12 protein-coding genes are annotated in these 18,081 nt (G+C 71.8%); 3 read left to right on the top strand and 9 right to left on the bottom strand.

Translation table 11 applies throughout. The features are described from left to right. The first annotated feature begins 11 nt into the window (after window positions 1-11). Together ABZ434_RS31195 and ABZ434_RS31190 are read left to right on the top strand one after the other, a co-directional pair. On the top strand, window positions 12-1,124 hold the full coding sequence (locus ABZ434_RS31195) for an AAA family ATPase (RefSeq protein ID WP_359143661.1): 1,113 nt from the start codon (window positions 12-14) through the stop codon (window positions 1,122-1,124). Next, window positions 1,121-3,919, top strand: a complete 2,799-nt coding sequence (locus ABZ434_RS31190) for a hypothetical protein (protein ID WP_359143658.1) — start codon at window positions 1,121-1,123, stop codon at window positions 3,917-3,919. The genes ABZ434_RS31195 and ABZ434_RS31190 overlap by 4 nt, the downstream gene beginning before the upstream one ends. 87 nt (window positions 3,920-4,006) lie before the next feature. On the opposite strand, the gene ABZ434_RS31185 is transcribed toward ABZ434_RS31190, so the two are convergent. Together ABZ434_RS31185 and ABZ434_RS31180 are read right to left on the bottom strand one after the other, a co-directional pair. Beyond that, window positions 4,007-5,068, bottom strand: coding sequence for a YncE family protein (locus ABZ434_RS31185; RefSeq protein ID WP_359143655.1), 1,062 nt, complete (start codon window positions 5,066-5,068; stop codon window positions 4,007-4,009). Window positions 5,069-5,204: 136 nt separating this feature from the next. Next, on the bottom strand, window positions 5,205-6,998 hold the full coding sequence (locus ABZ434_RS31180; RefSeq protein ID WP_359143652.1) for a hypothetical protein: 1,794 nt from the start codon (window positions 6,996-6,998) through the stop codon (window positions 5,205-5,207). Window positions 6,999-7,241: 243 nt separating this feature from the next. Here ABZ434_RS31180 and fes point away from each other — a divergent pair, with 243 nt between their 5' ends. Next, a complete protein-coding gene (gene fes / locus ABZ434_RS31175) occupies window positions 7,242-8,510 on the top strand; it encodes an enterochelin esterase (RefSeq protein ID WP_359143649.1) in 1,269 nt (422 codons plus the stop codon). Window positions 8,511-8,549: 39 nt separating this feature from the next. Here the strand turns inward: fes and ABZ434_RS31170 are convergent, their stop codons facing one another. The 7 genes from ABZ434_RS31170 to ABZ434_RS31140 are packed head-to-tail and all read right to left on the bottom strand — an operon-like array spanning window position 8,550 to window position 18,076. Further along, the gene (locus tag ABZ434_RS31170; RefSeq protein WP_359143646.1) at window positions 8,550-12,473 is read right to left on the bottom strand and encodes an amino acid adenylation domain-containing protein; all 3,924 of its coding nucleotides are present in this window, start codon (window positions 12,471-12,473) and stop codon (window positions 8,550-8,552) included. After that, a complete protein-coding gene (locus tag ABZ434_RS31165) occupies window positions 12,470-12,697 on the bottom strand; it encodes a phosphopantetheine-binding protein (protein WP_359143643.1) in 228 nt (75 codons plus the stop codon). The genes ABZ434_RS31170 and ABZ434_RS31165 overlap by 4 nt, the downstream gene beginning before the upstream one ends. 5 nt (window positions 12,698-12,702) lie before the next feature. Beyond that, on the bottom strand, window positions 12,703-13,335 hold the full coding sequence (locus ABZ434_RS31160; RefSeq protein ID WP_359143640.1) for an isochorismatase family protein: 633 nt from the start codon (window positions 13,333-13,335) through the stop codon (window positions 12,703-12,705). A gap of 12 nt (window positions 13,336-13,347) precedes the next feature. Next, on the bottom strand, window positions 13,348-15,018 hold the full coding sequence (locus ABZ434_RS31155) for a (2,3-dihydroxybenzoyl)adenylate synthase (RefSeq protein ID WP_359143637.1): 1,671 nt from the start codon (window positions 15,016-15,018) through the stop codon (window positions 13,348-13,350). Continuing rightward, window positions 15,015-16,238, bottom strand: a complete 1,224-nt coding sequence (locus tag ABZ434_RS31150) for an isochorismate synthase (protein ID WP_359143634.1) — start codon at window positions 16,236-16,238, stop codon at window positions 15,015-15,017. Before ABZ434_RS31150 ends, ABZ434_RS31155 begins: the two co-directional genes overlap by 4 nt. Window positions 16,239-16,295: 57 nt before the next feature. Continuing rightward, a complete protein-coding gene (locus ABZ434_RS31145) occupies window positions 16,296-17,084 on the bottom strand; it encodes a 2,3-dihydro-2,3-dihydroxybenzoate dehydrogenase (protein WP_359143631.1) in 789 nt (262 codons plus the stop codon). Continuing rightward, on the bottom strand, window positions 17,081-18,076 hold the full coding sequence (locus tag ABZ434_RS31140) for an iron-siderophore ABC transporter substrate-binding protein (protein WP_359143628.1): 996 nt from the start codon (window positions 18,074-18,076) through the stop codon (window positions 17,081-17,083). Before ABZ434_RS31140 ends, ABZ434_RS31145 begins: the two co-directional genes overlap by 4 nt. Window positions 18,077-18,081: the final 5 nt, after the last annotated feature.

Below are 18,081 nucleotides of genomic sequence, written 5' to 3'. Positions count from 1 at the left end.
AAGGGCCTCTCATGTCCGACCTGTTGCGCGCTCCCGCCGAGCTCAAGTACGCCGAGGAACTGGCCTGGCTCGAATCCGTCGACGACAATCCCAAGCCCTTCTCCTGGCGGCTCTCCCCGAAGATGGTCCGCCTGTTCATCCTGGGCTCGGAGCGTTCCGACGGCCTCGACCGGGAGATCACTCAGAAGTGGTACGGCGATCGCAGTTTCGTCGAGCGGTCCATCGTCACCCTGGCCTCCGACCGCGGCCTCTTGCTCATCGGGGACCCCGGTACCGGCAAGAGCTGGCTGGCCGAGCTGCTGTCGGCCGCGATCTGCCGCAACTCCACGCTGGTGGTGCAGGGCACGGCGGGCACGACCGAGGACCACATCAAGTACTCCTGGAACGTCTCCATGGTCATCGCCAAGGGACAGTCCCGGGAGTCCATGATCCCGTCACCGATCATGACGGCGATGGAGACCGGCGCGATCGGCCGCTTCGAGGAGCTGACCCGCTCCACCAGTGACGTCCAGGACGCGCTGATCTCCATCCTGTCCGAGAAGTACATCTCCGTACCCGAGCTGGACAGCGACAACATCGTCTTCGCCAAGCCCGGCTTCTCCGTCATCGCCACGGCCAACAGCCGTGACCGGGGCGTCAATGACCTGTCCTCCGCGCTCAAGCGCCGCTTCAACTTCGTCCGCATCCCCGTGGTGACGAACAAGAAGAACGAGGCGGAGATCGTCCGCTTTCGCACGGAGGAACTGCTGCGCCGGCACAGCATCGAGCTGGACGTGCCTCCGACACTCCTCGACGTGCTGTTGCAGAGCTTCGCCGACCTGCGCGCCTCGGCGTCCGCGGCCGGCAGCGACGACGAGAAGCTGGAGTCCGCCCTGTCCACCGCCGAACAGATCGGCGTGCTGGAGGACGCGATCCTGCACGGCAACTTCTTCGGCGAACGCGACCTGACCGCCCGGAGCCTGGCCTCCTCGCTCGTGGGTTCGCTGGCCCGGCGCGATCCCGAGGACCTGGCCATCCTCAACAAGTACCTGCACGGCGTCGTCGAGCCCCGCAGCAAGGAAGAGGGCGGTGCCTGGCCCGAGTTCCTGGAGGGCGGCCGCGAGACGATCGCCACCCTGTCATGACCGCCGCGCACGAACGGAGCTTCGCAGAGCTGCGCACGCAGTTGCAGGAGGCCGCCGCAGCCTTCGCCGACGGGCCCGACGCCCTCGAGAGCATCCTCCTCGGCATCGTCGACGACGTAGACCGAGCCGTGCGTGAACCCCTGGAGATCTTCCCCGTCTGTCACCACTCGCCCGCCTCGGCGCTCGCGATGGCGCGCCGCCTGCGGGAGAAGCGGCCGAAGGTGGTCTACCTGGAGCTGTGCGAGGACATGGCGCCGCTGCTCGCCGAGCTGCGCAACTGCAAGCTGCCTGTGGCCGTCCAGGCGTTCGCGACCGAGACCGACGGCTTCCCGGCCGGCTGGGCCCCGCTGTCGGTGGTCGCCCCGATCACCGAGGCCTCGGCCGAGTACCAGGCGATCGCCTACGCACTCGACACACCGGGCGTGGAACTGGTCCTCGTCGACCGCTCCTCGGACCACGTCTACCAGTGGGACCCACGAGGTACGGCACACCCCGACGACGAAGCGGCGTCATCCGGCTCCGACGCACCGCCCGCCGAGGAGGCCGCCCTGCACGGCGACGCGGTCGGTGTCGGGATCGGAGACCTGCGGCCCCGCTTCGCCGAACTGGAGGAGCACCTGCTGCGGCACGGCAAGGTGCGGCACTGGTCGGAGTGGTGGCACCAGTATGTGGAGCTGCCCCTCGGCGAGGGCGACCACGACACCTACCGCCAGGTCATGCTCCTGATCGGCAGTCTCTTCCGCCACCTCGCACCGGGCGACCCGCGCCGGGTACGCGTGGACGAGGACCGCGAACGCCATATGTGGACACGGATGCGTGAACACCTGGCCGCGACCGGGACCGACCCCGCCGACGGCCTCTACGTCTGCGGCGCCTTCCACGCGGCCAGCCGTGTCGCCGAGTTCGGCGTCCACGGCAGCGACACCTTCGAGATCACCCCGCGCACTGCCACGAAGTGGCAGCACGGGCTGATCCCCTCCAGTCATGCGGCGATCGAGGCTCAGTTCGGCCTGGCCGCTGGTTCGGTGTCGATCGCCGCGGCGCTCTGGGCGAAGAACGTCCGGCGCACACGCGTGGAGCCGTTCCGGCTGGCCGGGCAGACGGGGGCGAAGAAGCCGAGGGCCAGGAAGGCCGTGGCCGCGCCGGTGACCGCGCCGTCGGCCGAACCCTCCGACAAGCTGTCCGGATTCCTTCGGCGGCCGCCTCTCCTGGACCGGCTCGACGAGGCCGAACTTCTCGGCTGGTCCGTGGAGATCGTGCGCGCGGCCCGCCGCAACGGCTATCTCGCCTCCACCGCCGACGCCATCGCGGTGTTCGAGACGTCGATCCTGCTGGCCGGTCTGCGCGACCGGGCGAGGCCCACGCCGTACGACTTCCAGGACGCGGCCGTCACCTGCATCGAGAAGGACTCCGTGCCCGGCCGGCGCGACGTGCGTCGCCTGGTGGAGATCATGATGGGCGGCGACCGGGTCGGCCAGGTCGGCTACGAGTCCCTCCCGCCGCTGGCCCGGGACGTGCACGACCGGCTCACGGCTCTGGATCTGCGGCTGGAGCAGCGCGGTGTGCAACGAGCGCTCCTCGACATCTCCTCCCGGCCGGAACTGGAGCGGTGCTCCGACGTCCTGTGGATGCTGCGCCGGCTGATGCCACCGGGCGCAGCCCGGCCGATCATGGGCGAGCGGAGCCTGGGGGAGCGGTCGGTCCAGGAGTCGTGGGACCTGGCACTGGGCACCCACCAGCGGGCTCTCATCGAGCTGGGCTACGAGGGTGTCAGCATCGAGCAGGTCCTGGAGCAGCGGCTGCGCCGCACGGCGTACGCGCCGCAGGCGACCGCTGCGAGTGTGCTGGGAGCGGTCGAGGACGCGACGCTGTACCTGCGCGGCAGCCGCCTGGCCGACGAGCTCGGCACGCGTGCGCTGGAGGTGCTGGCGGCCGAACGCAGCGTCGACGGGGCGCCGGAGGTACTGCGCCGGGTGCGGCGGCTGCTGGCGTACTACCGCACCAGTGAGCCCGTCCTGCCGCCCTGGATCGAGTCCTTCGTCAAGGCCGGGTACGCCCACTACTGCACGCTGCTGCCGATGTCGTTCACCGACGACGACGCCACCGTCCGCCAAGTGGCGGCGATGCTCGGCTTCCTGTTCGGCATGGAGAGCCTGGCCCTGTCGCTCGGCTGCGACCGCGCCCAGCTCCAGCTGGCGCTGGCCCAGTCGCATCCGCAGGAGCCGTCCAGGACGGCGCTGCTGTGGGCCGCGCAGGTGCAGCTCGGAGACCTCACGCGCGCTCAGTTGCGGTCGAGGTGCGACGAACTGCTGGGGAATCCCCTGGTGGTGCCCGCATACCCGCGCTACCTCAGCGGCCTGGTCCACGCCCTGGAACCCGTTCCGGGTCTCACGGACTTCGTCGTGGAGGCGGTGTCGCAGGCGTTCGGACGGCTGCCCGACCCGGTGCTCCTGCCTTGGCTGCCGACCCTGGTCACCACCTTGCGGGCGGGCGGCGCCGACCTGGCCCCGCTGCTCATCCGCGAGGCCGGACGCACCTTCCCAGGCGGCCTCGCCGCGCTCGACACCTGGATACCGCCGTGGCGGGCGCAGCCGGGAGTGCCGGGGGCGGACCACCTGCCGTCGGGCGGCGGTTGCATGCTGCCGGCCGCGTATCCCGAGACCTTCGACGCGGTGGCGGTCCTGCTGGGGAGCGAAGGAACATGGGAGGACGCCGAACCGGGCCGGTCGGGCGCGGCCCTGCTCGGGCGGCACCCGGACACCGCGCTGGCAGTGGAGGCGCTGCTGGCAGGCTGAGGCCCGGGGCGCGTACCGACAGCGCCGAAGGGGTCCGGGCAACCCGCGTCATGCGCAGTGCCGGACCCCTTCGGAGGTGACGAGGTGTCAGCGGGCAAGGCGGATGCGGTGCAGCTGGTCCTTGCCGTCCGTGCCCGCACCGGACTTGTCGACGACGTACGCGATGCCGTCGGCGATCTCGATGTGGTTGGGGTTGGCGCCGGTGGCCAGGGTCTCCACCACGGAGCCCTTGCGCGGGCTGACGACAGTGACAGCGGCGTCCGTGCGGTTGACCACCAGGACGTTGCCCGAACGGTCGTCCGTCGCGACGGACAGCGGGCCCTGGCCGGTGACGACGGACTTGGTGACGAGGCCCTTGCGCAGGTCGACGACCGAGACGTCCCCGCCGGTCTGGTTGGCGGTGTAGGCGGTGCGGCCGTCCTTGGACAGGGAGACGGAGATCGGACCGTCACCGGCCGGGATGAGCCGCGGGGCGGTGGAGCGCGGGGTGACCTGGATGATCTGGTCGTTGGTGAGGTCGGCGGCGTACACGGCGCCGGAGCGCTCGTCGACGGCCAGGCCGGTGGGGCCGGAGCCCGTGACAGTGACCCGCTTCTTCTCCTTGAGAGTACGGCTGTCGAAGGCGACGAGCGTGCCGTCACCGAACGCGCTCGCCCACACCGTGTCGTGGCGCTCGTCGACGACGATCTCCCGTGCATGGGCCACGTTCGGGAGCGTGGCGAGGTGCTCGCCGGTGCGCTGGCTGTAGACGGCGACCGAGTTGTTGCGGGTGTTGGTCGTCCAGACGGTGTTGTGCTCGTCGTCGACCGCCACACCGTAGACCGCCTCGACGGCGCCGGTCGCCGCGTCGGTGACGGGCGGCGTGTAGGTCGCCTTCACCTTGAGCGTCCGCGGGTCCACCTTCGTCAGGGCGGAGTTCGTCACCGGCGGCCGGCCCACCGCGGAGGTGGTCCACAGGACGTGGTTCCGCTCCGAGTAGGACGACTGGTAGAGCCCGTTCGTGATCGGTGCGGCGGTGGTGGCCGATGCGGCAGGCCGGGGGTGAGCGGACGCGGCGCCCGTCAGCGCCGCGGTGCTGCCTGCGGCGAGTGCGACGGCGACGGCCGCGCAGGTGCCGGTGCGACGCAGGCTGCGGGTGGGTGAGGTCATGCTGAGGTCAACTCCCTGGAGGTGTTTCATGGGGATCTTCACTTCTGAACTTAGCTTAGGCTTACCTAAGTAATGCTCTGTCAGATGTGTGATCTGGCTAACAACTCGGTTGGCTGTGAGGGGTTTTCGTACCGTGTCAGCCCTGTTCGGCGACCGGTCGCCGCCTACGGACCACGAACAGGGTGGTGCCCGCGGCGCCGGCGGCTCCGCCCACCGCGGCCGCCGCTGCCGACCAGGCGATGGTCGCGTACGAGACGGAACTCTCCACGGACGAGGCCGTGGTGGCGAGGGAGGCGGTGTCCGGCGCGGCGGTGGCCGCCCCCGGGGCGCTGCCCGCGGCGCCGTCCGCTCCGGTCACCTGAAAGTCGACCTTGAGTGTCGTGGCGGGATCCGGCGCGAGGAAGCGCAGCCAGTGGGCTCCTGCCGGGGTGTCGTCCGGGACGGTCACCTCACCCTCGTACGAGCCCTTCGCGTCCGCCTTCCACTGGCCCAGGATCCCGTCGTCGTCGAGCTTGACGGTGACCGTCCTGCCGGCCGGGAACTTCGTCACCACGAAGTGGAGCTTGCCGCCCGCCTGGACCTGACTGGCGGTGATCTCGGCCTTGGCGCCGCGGGAGTCGGATGCGGCCGCGGGTGCGCCGGAAGCGGCCGGCGCCGGGGTGGCCGCGTCGCCGGAAGGGTCCGTGGCGGTGACGCCGTCGGCGCTCGCGCCCGTGGTGACGGTGAAGTCCGCCCTGAGGCTTGTCGACGGACTCGGTGCGAGGAAGCGCAGCCAGTGCGCGCCCTTCGTCGCGGACTCCGGGATCGTCACGGTGCCGGAGAGGCTCCCTTCGGCGGAGATGCCGTTCGGCCACTGCCCGATGATCTCGGAGTCGTCGAGCTTGACGGTGAGCTGTTGACCGGGTGGGAAGCCGGTCACCCGGAAGGAGACCTTGCCGCCGCCGGCGACCCGGGAGCCCGCGGTGATCGAGGCGGACGCGCCCGTGCTGCTGCCGGAGCCGCCCGTTGTGCCGGATCCGCCGCCGGAGCCCCCGGCCGTTCCGGTCCCGCCCCCGCCGGACCCGCCGCCTGTTGCGGAACCGCCGGTGCCACCTGTGCCGACGGCCGTCACCGAGAGGTCGGCGCGCAGGCTCGTGGAGGGGTTCGGGGCGAGGAATCGCAGCCAATGGGACCCGGATGACGTCGATTTCGGCAGGGTGACGGTGCCGGTGAACGTACCCGCGGCGTTCACCGCTGACGTCCACCGGCCGATGATCTCGCCGTCGTCGAGTTTGACCGTGACGTCCTGGCCCTTGGTGAACCCTGAAAGGGTGAAGGAGACCTTGCCTCCCGCCGTGGCCCCGGAACTGTGCAGCCGGACGGCGGGCTGGGCGGCCGTAGCCGTCGGGGTGGGCTTTGTCGTCGAGGTCGAGGTCGCGGTCGGGGTGGGCGTCGGTGACGGCTTGGACGTCGGCGTGGGCGTAGGCGTGGGCGTGGGCGTCGGTGACGGCGCGCCACCGGTCACTGTCAGGTTCTCGCTCCTGACGCTGGTCTGCGGCGCCAGGAACCGCAGCCAGTGTTCGCCGCCCGCCGCCGCGTCGGACGGTACGGTCACCGTTCCGTCGACGGTGCCGTCGTCGCCGACCGGAAACTGCTTCAACAGTGTCCTGTCGTCGAACTTGACGCTGAGCGTGGCTCCCGCGGGGAAGCCGGAGGCCGAGAACGGCACGTCGCCGCCGGGCCGCACGGTGGTCGCGCCCAGCGCGACCGTGGGGGCGATGGCGTCGGCGACGAGTGCGGGCGGACTCCCGGCGGGCACTCCTTCGCTGCTCGCGGTGGCCAGGGGCGCGGCGAGGGCGCCCAGGCCGAGTGTGGCACCGGCGGCCAGTGCGGCCACGCGGCCGAATCCGGCGCGTGGGGCGGGGATGCGGGAGGGTCTGTCGGGGTTCATCGTGGGTTGCTCCTGGCAGGCGGGCATCGAGGCGCGAGGGGATTTGTGGGTCAACGAGGCCAGAGGGAGCCCGCGTTGAGTGAAGTAATCGTGAAATGCTTAGGGCAGCCTAACCTAAGTAAGTGGGGGGATTTCGAGGGGTGCAGGTGGAGGTGCGGCGCCGGGTAACCGCGGCGGACCTCGTGCGCCCCGAAAGGTAAGGTGACCCTAAGTTGCACGCCTCGTCATTCGGAGCCACGTTTCATGATCATGTCTGTGCCGCCCCAGGACGCCCCGCAGCGACCGCCCAGGACGGCACGGCCGGATCCGCTGACCCGACTCGTGGAACCCGTCTGCGCCCTCCCGGGCCCGGACGACGCCGAAGACTTCTGGGCCCGGGTGGCCGGGTCCGGCACGCCGCTCGTCGGGCCGGACCCGCTGGGCAGCGGCGACCACGCGGCCGTGACGTTCCTCTGGCGCGGAGCTCCCGGCACCCGGGCCGTCCAGGTGCTGCCCAACAAGCTCGGTGACCCACGGGACCCCGAGGGCAACCTGATGGACCACGTCCCCGGGACGGATGTGTGGCACTGGACGCTGAGACTGCGGAACGACTGGCGGGGCACCTACGACTTCTACGTGGACGAGGGCGACGGCCCGGGTCCGGAGGCGGCCGACTACTGGCGCCTGTTGCGCACCCGACGCCGGCACGATCCGCTGAACCACCGCTCGCTGCCGCGTCGGTGGGCCGGCGACCCGGTTTCCTACGCGGAACTCCCGGCCGCCCCGAGCGCCCGCGACTGGCTGCCACGACCGGGCGTCGTCAGGGGCGAGGTCTCGGCCCACGAGGTGCCTTCCGCGCACCTCGGCGGGAACCGGCGTGTGTGGACGTACCGGCCGGCCGGCGCCCATGGGGCAACGGCCCTGCCCGTCCTCGTCCTTCTGGACGGAGAGCACTGGCAGCCGCACCTCGGCCTCGCCCACCTCCTGGACAACCTCATCGCCGACGGGCGGATCCCCCCACTGGTGGCCCTGCTTCCGGAATCCGTCGATGTGGCCACCCGCTGGTCGGACCTCGCCTGCAGCCGGGACTTCGTCGCGTTCCTGGACGAGGAACTGCTTCCCTGGGCGGCGGTGCGTCTCCCCGTCACGGACGACCCCGCGCGCACCGTCCTCGCGGGCCAGAGCCTGGGCGGGCTCACCGCCGCCTATGCCGCGCTCATGGCCCCGGGCCGGTTCGGCAACGTACTCGCGCAGTCCGGCTCGTTCTGGTGGCCGGACGGGCCGGACTCCGAGTGGCTCACTGCGAGGATCGCCGAGTCCCCGCGCCTGCCCGTCCGATTCTGGCTCTCCTTCGGTGAGCAGGAGTGGGTGGCCCTGCCTGCCGCGCGCCGACTGCGCGACACCCTGACGGGCGCCGGCTACGAGGACGCCTCCTACCGGGAGTTCAACGGCGGCCACGACTACCTCTGCTGGCGTACGGAACTCGTGGACGGCCTGGTGGACCTGCTGCCCCCGGGACCCGTCTCCCCCTGACCGGCGTCAGGAGGAGACGGGTCCCGCCGAAGGAGCCGGTCAGGCGTCCAGCTCCTTCAGCCGGGCCGCCAGTACCTCCCCGATGGTGTCGAGGAAGCGGCCCTGCATCAACTGCGGGTGTGTGGCGTCCAGATCGTGGTTCACGACCTCACCCGACACATGCTTGCGCCACGCCTCCCGGGTGAGCCAGTCCTCCGCGCGCGGCGCGGCCGCGGTGAAGAACAGCAGGTCGCCCGTGAAGCCCCGGTGGACGTGCTCACGCATCATGCGGGCGTGGTTGGGCACGATGTCGACGATCTTCGACAGCGTCCCGTCCGCGAGCCCGGCGAGTGGACTGCCCGCCCGCCGCAGCGTGGCCAGCACGTCCTCTCGGGTCAGTTCGCCGGTGCGCTCGAATCCCGCCATGCGCAGCACGGCGGTGAGGGCGTCGCCCTCCTCGGGTGCCGGCCGCTCCCGCCACTGCTCGGCGGGGAACGCGTCCAGCAGTGCCAGGAGTTCGACTTCCTCCCCGCACTCCTGGAGCAGCACCGCCACCGTGTGCGCGAGTACCCCGCCCACCGACCAGCCCAGCAAACGGTACGGACCCCGCCCCTGCACCTCCCGGATGCGCTGGACGTAGTCGGCCGCCTCGTCCTCCAGTGTCCGCGGCAGCGGTTCGTCGTGGACCAGGCCGCGTGCCTGGATGCCGTACACCGGCTGCTCGCGGCCCAGCCGGGCGGCCAGCCCGGCGTAGCACCAGGCGATGCCGCCCGCCGGATGGATGGCGAACAGCGGGGCCCGCGCAGTGCCGCCGCGCAGCCGCAGAACGACATCCAGGGCGTCCCCGGCCGGTGGCCCCGCACCGTCGATCCGGGTGGCGAGCGCGGCCGGGGTGGACGCCTCGAACAGCGAACCGATCGTCAGCTCGGTGCCGAACTCCTCCCGCACCCGTGCCACGAGCCGGACCGCGAGCAGCGAGGTCCCGCCCAGATCGAAGAACGCGTCATCGGGCCCCACGGCAGCAGCCCCCAGCACCTCGGCGAACAGCGAAGCCAGCGCCTCCTCGCGGGCGCTCGCCGGCCGGTCACCGCCTCTGCCGGCGAAGACGGGTGCGGGCAGTGCGCGGCGGTCCAGCTTTCCGTTGGGGCTCAGCGGGAAGGCATCGAGCGCGACCACGGCCGACGGCACCATGTGCTCCGGAAGCTCGCGGGCCAGTGCGGCCCGCACCGCGGTGGGATCGGCGGTTCCCGTCACGTAACCCACGAGCCGCTGCTCGCCGGGCCGGTCCTCGCGCACCACGGCGCAGGCCCCGTCCACCTGGGGCCGGGCCGCCAGTGCGGCCTCGATCTCACCGAGCTCGATGCGCTGCCCGCGCAACTTGACCTGGTGGTCGGTGCGCCCCAGGTATTCGACGTCGCCCTCCTCCGTCCACCGTGCCAGGTCCCCGGTGCGGTACATCCGCTGCGCCGGCCCCGCGAAGGGGTCGGCGACGAACCGGGCAGCGGTCAGGCCCGGGCGGTTCAGGTAGCCATCGGCGAGTTGACGGCCGGCCAGGTACAGCTCGCCGGGCACCCCCGGCGGGCACGGCCGCAGCGCGGCGTCGAGCACGTACAGCCGGGTGTTCCACACGGGCTGCCCGATCGGCACGGGGCCGGTGCCGCGCGGCGCGCACGCGTGGAACGTGACGTCGACGGCCGCTTCCGTCGGCCCGTAGAGATTGTGCAGCCCGACGTGCGGGAGGGCGCGCCCGAAGGCTTGGGCGGTCTCCCGGGGCAGTGCCTCCCCGCTGCAGAACACCCGGCGCAGACCGGAGCATGTGCCGAGGTCCGCCTCCGCGAGGAAGACCTGGAGCATCGACGGCACGAAGTGACAGGTGGTGACGGCCCGTTCGTCGATCAGCCGGGCCAGATGGGCGGGGTCCCTGTGGCCGCCCGGCTCGGCGACGACCAGCGCCGCACCCTCGCGCAGCGGCCAGAAGAACTCCCACACGGACACGTCGAACGAGGAGGGCGTCTTCTGCAGCACCCGGTCGTCCGCGCTCAGCCGGTAGGTGTCCTGCATCCAGCGCAACCGGTTGTCGATCGCGCCGTGCGACACGACGACACCCTTGGGACGCCCGGTGGACCCCGAGGTGTAGATGACGTACGCCGGATGTGCGGGCGTCAGCGGGCGCGACGGATCGCACCACGGGTACCCGGACACGTCGAGCCCGTCCAGGACGACCTGGGCCGTCGCCGCGTCATCGGGGAGACGGCCCGCACGGTCGGTGACCACACAGACGGGTGCCGCGTCCCGCAGCATGTACGTGAGCCGCTCCGCCGGGTACTCCGGGTCGAGCGGCAGATAGGCGGCGCCCGCCTTCAGTACGGCGAGCAGCGAGACGATCAGCTCCACCGAGCGCGGCACCGCAACTGCCACCACGGCCCCGGGGCCGGCGCCGAGCGTCCGCAGGTGGCGGGCCAGGCGGTTGGCGCGGGTGTTGAGCTCCGCGTACGTGAGGGAGACGTCCCGGAACACCAGCGCGGTGGCGTCCGGTGTGCGGGCGGCCTGTGCCTCGATCGGACCGATCAGCGTCGTCGGCGGCAGTCGGCGGCTCGTACGGTTGAACTGCTCCACCACCAGCTCGTGTTCGGCGGACGTCGCGATGCCGACTCCGGCGAGCGGCGCGTGGGGATCCGCTGAGGTCAGCAGTTCCACGAGGTGCAGGAACCGCTCCTGATGGGCGGCGAGGGCGTCCCCGTCGTACAGGGCCGGATTGCCGTCGTGGTCGATGCGCAGCCCCCGGCCGTCCGCGCGGTCGTAGATGTTGACGGTCAGGTCGTCGACCGGACCGGCGGACAGGTTGCGCGCCCGGGCCGGCGCACCCGCGAAGTCCACGTCGTAGTCGAAGGGCATCACGTTGACGAGCGGACCCACCAGGCCCCGGTTCTCGCCCAGCAGCCGCAGATCGCGGCGGATGTCCTCGTAGCGGTAGCGCTGATGGCGGCGGACGGCGCGGACGCCCAGCACGACCTGGCGCACCAGTTCCGCGAAGCTCGCACCGGGCGCGACGGTCAGCCGCAGTGGCAGGACGTTCATCACCATGCCGGGCACCCGCAGGGCGACGGATCCCACCCGGCCCATCATCGGCAGCCCGAGCACCACCTCGGAGCGGGCGGTCGCCCGGGCGGTGTAGAGGGCCTGCGCGGCGATCAGCAGCTCCGGCCAGGTCGCGCGCAGCCGCGTCGCAAGCTCCCGTACCCCGTCCGTGGCCTGCGGACCGAGGTGGGCGGTGCGCCGCAGGAAGCCACGCGAGGGCAGCGCGCCGCGCCCCGCGAGCCGGGGGGCCTCGGGCCGGTCGGCGAAGGCCTCGGACCAGTGGGCGCGGTCTGCCGCGAACGCCTCCGACGACCGGTAGCCGGCGTCCTGCGTGACGAGGTCGCCGAGCGTCCCGAACGTCCGGGGCCCGGGATCCTGGCCCCGGACGAGTGCCGAGTACACCTCGGCCGTGCGCCGCACGAGCAGCGCGTAGCCGAAGCCGTCCATGACGAGGTGATGGATCCGCTGGTACCAGAGCCAGCGCTCCGGTCCGACACGGAAGAGCGCGTGCCGGAACAGCGGGCCGGCCGCGAGATCGCACGGCTCTTCGAGGTCGGCGCGCATCCACGCCTGCGCCTGCCGTTCCGCGTCGGCCACGTCCGCCAGATCGTGCACGGTGAGCGGCAGTCCGACCGAGCCGGCGACGATCTGCCTCGGCCCCTGCGGTCCGTCCTCGATCCGGACGCGCAGCGCGTCCGCCTCAGCGGTGACCCGGCGCAGAGCGGCGGCGAACACCTCCGGGTCGAGCGGTCCGTCGATCTCCAGGCACTCGGCGGTGTTCTGCGCCGGACTGAGTGGGTCGAGCGACTGCGCGTACCACATGCCCGACTGGGCGGCCGTCAAGGGCAGTACGGTGTCCGGCCCGTCCGTCGCCGTCCCGGTGCCGTCGGTCAGCAGGGCCGTCATGAGACCCCCAGCAGCGGTGCCCAGGCGTCGATGGTCGGCTGTTCGGCGAGATCGGCGAAGTCGGCCCGCACGTCGTGATCGCGGCGCCACCCTCCGAGCAGCGCCATGATGCGGACCGAGTCGAGTCCGTGGTCGAGGAGGTTCTCGTCGAGGGGGACGTCCGCAGGGTCCTCGCCCAGGGACTCGGCGACGTCGTTGCGGATCTGTTCCAGGGTGAGGGCCATGGTGCTCAGATCTCCTTCAGGAGGGCGTCGGTGGTGGTCACGACCGCGCAGCGGCCCGCGGCCCAGCGCAGGGCCATGTCGTGGTCCTCGCGGGAGAAGTCGGCCACGGCATCGGCTACGACGAACGCCTGGATGTCCCGCATCCACGCGTCGGCGGCGCTCATGAGCACACCTATGTGTGCGTACACACCGGTGATCACCAACTGGTCGCGGCCCGGCTCCCGGATCAGGGACTCGAGCTCGGTGCGGACGAACGCGCTGTACTTCCACTTGGTGAGCACCGTGTCACCGGCTGCCGGTGCGACGGCCTCCGGCATGGCGAGGGCCTCGGCGTCGTCTGCCGCGCCGGGTCCCCAGAAGTCGAGCTGGAGCCCGCGTTCCTCAGCGCTCTGGCCGCCGCGCTGCGCCGAGTAGACGACCGGGACGCCCGCCGCGCGGCATTCGCGGATGATGCGGGCCGTGTTGCCGAGCATGCCGGTCAGCGGCTGCTCGCCGGGGCGGTACGCGCCGAGGAAGTGGTTCTGGAGGTCGTGGACGAGGAGCACGGCGCGCGCCGGGTCCACGGTCCACGCGACCCGGTTCGCGGGGAGTTCGTCCGGGCCGGGCAGGGGATAGGGGGTGATGGCGGGAAGTGCCATGGGGAGGGCCTTTCAGTGCCGCGCGGAGCGGACTCGGTGCGGTTCGGCGGGTGTGTGACCCGCGCCGGGGCCGGAGCGCAGCCCCTTCTTGCTGACTTTGCCGATCCCGGTCTGCGGAAAGGCGTCGACGAACCGGACCAGGTCGGGAACCTTGTACGCGGCGACTCCGCGCTCGCGTACATGCCGCTTCACTGCGACCGGCTTCAGCGGCTCGGCACCCTCGCGAAGGATCACGTAGGCGAGGGTGCGCTCACCCAGGAAAGCGTCCGCGACGCCGACCACCGCTACGTCGTGCACGGAGGGGTGGGCGAGGATGATGTTCTCGATCTCCTCCGGCGCGACCTTCTCGCCACCCCGGTTGATCTGGTCCTTGGCCCGTCCCTCGACGACGAGACTGCCGTTCGCGGTGCGACGCACGATGTCACCCGTGCGGTAGAAGCCGTCCTCGGTGAAGGCTGTCCTGTTGTGTTCGGGTGCGCGCCAGTATCCGCGGATCGTGTACGGGCCACGGGTCAGCAGGTGCCCGAAGTCCCCCTCGGCGACGCTCTGTCCGGCGTCGTCCACGATCCGTATCTCGTCGTCCGGGGAGATCGGCCGGCCCTGCGTGGTGACCACGGTCTCCTGGTCGTCGTCCAGCCGGGTGTAGTTGACGAGGCCTTCGGCCATTCCGAAGACCTGCATGAGCCGGCACCCCAGAGCGGGCTCCAGGCGGCGTGCTGCCGCCTCGCTGTACTTGGCGCCCCCGACGAGGACCAGCTCCAGGCTCGACAGGTCATGCTCGGTGTCCGCGGCGGCCTCGGTCCACACCAGGGCGAGCGGGGGCACCATTCCCGTCATGGTGACCCGCTCCCGCTCGATGAGCGGGAAGGCCGTCGCCGGGTCGGGCCGCGGACACAGCACGACCGTGCCACCCGCGTACAGCGCACCGAGCCAGCCCGGCGAACTCATCGGGAAGTTGTGCGCGGCCGGCAGCACCACGAGGAAGCGGGTGCCCTCGTCGACTCCGCAGATCTCGTTGGATCCGCGCAACGAGTACATGTAGTCGTCGTGCGTGCGCGGGATGAGTTTGGGTACTCCCGTCGTTCCGCCCGACAACTGGAGGAAGGCCAGGTCGTGCGGTTCGGGCCCGCCGAGCGGACCCGGCGCCTCGCACGGCACGTCGGACAGCGCGGTGTGCTCGCCGGCGTCGCCGACGACGAACACGTGCCTCAGACCGGGGGTCCGCGCCCGCACCGCGGTCGCCAGCTCGCGGTGGTCGAAGCCGGCGTGCCGCTCGGGGATCACGTAGGCGACGGCCTCGGTGAACGAACAGAAGTATCCGATCTCCGTCTCCCGGTGAGCGGGCAGGGCAAAGACGGGCAGCGCACCGATCCGGAAGAGGGCGAAGACCACCTCGATGAACTCGGCGACGTTCGGCAGCTGGACGACGACCCGGTCGCCCTTGACGATGCCCCGCGCTGCGAACCCCGCCGCCAGCCGGTCCGCCCGCGCGTCCAGTTCGCCGTACGTCCAGGCACGGCGCCCGTCCGCGGGGTCTATGACCGCCACCCGCTCGCCGTGGGACGCGGCGCGCGCCCGGAGCACGCCCGAAAACGTCTCGCCGCGCCAGTACCCGGCCGCGCGGTAGCGCGCGGCGAACCCTGCGGGCCAGGTGGGGGCGTCGTCCTGAGGGGCGGCGCTCACAGCGCGGCCCCTACGGCGCTGAGGAAGGTGCGGAACTTGGCACCCGTCTCCGCGGTCTCCGCCTCGGGCGAGGAGGCGGCCACCACACCGGCGCCGGCGAACAGCCGCAGCGAGCGGCCCTCGGCCTCGGCACAGCGGATCGTCACGACCCATTCGCCGTCCCCGTCCGCGTCCTGCCAGCCGACCATACCGGTGTAGGCGCCGCGCTCGAAGGGCTCCGACTCCGCGATGACGGCACGGGCCACATCGGTCGGGGTGCCGCACACCGCAGGTGTGGGATGCAGTGCCGAGGCAAGGTCGAGGGAGGACGTCCCGGGGTCGGCGAGCGTGCCGGTGACGGTCGTCGACAGGTGCCACATGGCTGCCGTCCGTACGAGCGTGGGGCGTTCGGGCACGTCGAGGCTCACGCAGAACGGGGCGAGGGCCTCCCGCACCGCGTCGACGACCACCGCGTGTTCGTGCAGGTCCTTGGGGGACTCCAGCAGAGTGGCCGCGCGGCGCACGTCCTCAGCCAGATCGTCGCTGCGCGGCGCGGAGCCGGCCAGCGGGTTGGCCGTGAGCACGTTTCCCGCGCGGGCGACGAGGAGTTCGGGACTGGCGCCGATGAGGGTGCGGCCCGGCCCGCTGGGGAGGGCGAAGGTGTAGCCCTTCGGGTCGTGCTGAGCGAGCCGGCGCAGCATGGCGGGGAGATCGAGGTCGTGCGAGGAGATCAGCTCCAGGGTGCGGGCGAGGACGACCTTGTCGAACTCCCCGGCACGCATCCGCCGCACCGCCGCTGCCACCGAGGCGGCGTAGTCGGCGGCGGCGGGGACCTCGCGGGTCTGCCAGGTGCCGGGCTCGGCGGCCGGGCCGGGGAGCGCGATGAGCGGGTCCTCGCACAGGGCCGGGGCCCGGCGTACGGACTGCGGAACCGCCAGGGAGGGCGGGGCGTCCGGTGTGAAGGGCAGCGCACCCACGACGATCGGTGCCGGGTCCCCGGCTCGTCGCCGGGCGTCCAGCACCTCGCGTACGCGGAGGCTCAACGGCCTGGCGTCGTGCGGGACCTCGGCGGAGGTGCCGATGGCGAGGAGGGTGTGGCGTGACGAGGCGAGGAACCGGTCGGTGCCGGGCCGGTAGGCGTCGAGCAGCGCGGTCGCGGCGCCGGGTGAGGTGGAGGGGAGGGGGGAGGTGCGGGTGGCGGCCCCGTGCGGGGCGGTGGGTACGCGCAGTGAGGCGGACATGTCTTCTTGTCTCCAGTGGGGGAGGGCTGCGATCCGCTGTCGGAGGGGACGGGCGGGTCAGGCCCGCAGCGTGGCGCCGCCGTCGACGTAGAGGTCGTGCAGCGTGATGTGGCGGGCGCGGTCGGACACGAGGAAGGCCACGGCGTCGGCGATGTCGGAAGGCTCCGCGATGCGGCCGAGTGGAATGCCGGTGCGGTAGCTCGCTCCGTCCCCGTCGATGACCTGCCGCGCGGCGGCCTGTTCGTCTCCTGCCGGCCACATGCCGCGCTGCATGTCGGTGAGGGTCGAGCCCGGTGACACGGTGTTGCACCGGATGCCCAGGGGGGCCAGTTCGAGGCCGAGACATTTGGTGAACATGACGGCCGCGGCCTTCGACGCCGCGTAGGCGGCCATGTTGGTGCGGGGGATGCCTGCGGCGTTGGACGCGACGGTGACGATGCTGCCCGTTCCGCGCCCGGCCATCCGGCGCGAGACGGACCGCGAGACGTGAAAGACCCCGTCGGTGTTGACGGCGAAGGTGGCCGCCCAGTCCTCGTCCGTCAGCTCGGCGACCGCCGAACACCGGAGTATTCCCGCGACGTTGACCGCGATGTCCAGGGGGCCGAGCGTCTCCTCGGACTCCGTGACGAGGGCCTCGACCGCTGCGGCGTCGGTGACGTCGAGCGTCCGGGCCGTGACCTGCCCGGCGTACCTCCCGGCGAGCGCGGTGATGCCGTCGGGTGCGAGATCGGTGGCCAGGACGCGGGCGCCGCGGCCGGCCAGGGCATGCACCACCGCCTCGCCGATCCCGCGGCCCGCCCCCGTCACGAGGGCGAGCCGGCCGGTGAGCTCCTGGTCGGGGCTCACTTGACGATGGCCTTGCGGATGTCGTCGAGCACCGAGACGGCCGCCTGCGCGCCGCCCAGGCTGGTCCACTTGGTGCCGTCGATCACGGTCGACCGGCCGCTGCTCACGGCCTTGAGCTGCTTGTAGGCGGGCTTCCTGGCCAGCTCGCCCACGAGGTCCTGGTCCGCTCCGGTGGAGGTGAGGGTGCCGATGAAGAGCCAGTCCCCGTCGATCTCCTTGAGGTTCTCGTCGCTGATGGGCGTCGAGTGGCCCTCGCCCTTCTCGTTCTGGATACCGGGGCGCGTGAAGCCCAGGTCCTTCAGGACGTCGCTGATGAACACGCCCTGCTGCATGACGGCGGAGCCCTTGGCGGAGTAGCGGGCGACGGACACGCTCTTGCCTGCTTCGGTGCCCAGGTCCTTCTTCAGTGCGGCGACCCGGGTGTCGTAGTCGGCGAGGAACGCCTCGGCATCGTTACCGCGGCCGAGTGCCTTGCCGGTGAGGGTGAGCGCCTTCTTCCAGTCCTTGGTGCCGTCGATCGTCACGATCGTGGGTGCGATCCTGCGCAGCTGCTGGAGGACCTGTTCGTCGGCGAGCTGACCGGCGAGGATCACATCCGGCTTCGCCTGGACGACCCTCTCGATGTCGGGGCCGGTGACCGCGCCCACCACGGGGATGCCCTTCGCCTGGTCGGCGAGGTAGCCGGGGGCGCCCTTCTGGCCGCGGCCGGCGGTCAGGCCCACCGGCTTCACGCCCAGGGCGAGAGCCGCGTCCAGGTCCATCTCGCTGAGCGCCACCACGCGTTCGGGCGTCGAAGGGACCTTCACCGACGTGCCGGTCGCGTCCGTCAGCTGAGTGGTCTTCGAGGACGTGGAGGTGTCCGACTTGTCGGACCCGTCCGAGGCCTCGGAGGCTCCGCAGGCGGTCAGCGCCAGCGCACAGATACCGATCAGCGAGGCCGCCACCGAGGGGCGGACGAGGCCGCGGGCAGAGAAGGTCGAATGCGGGGCCATGGCCT

It is taken from the genome of Streptomyces sp. NPDC005761, assembly GCF_040630635.1.
Lineage (GTDB): Bacteria > Actinomycetota > Actinomycetes > Streptomycetales > Streptomycetaceae > Streptomyces.
This window is presented reverse-complemented; position numbering and strand designations above follow the sequence as displayed.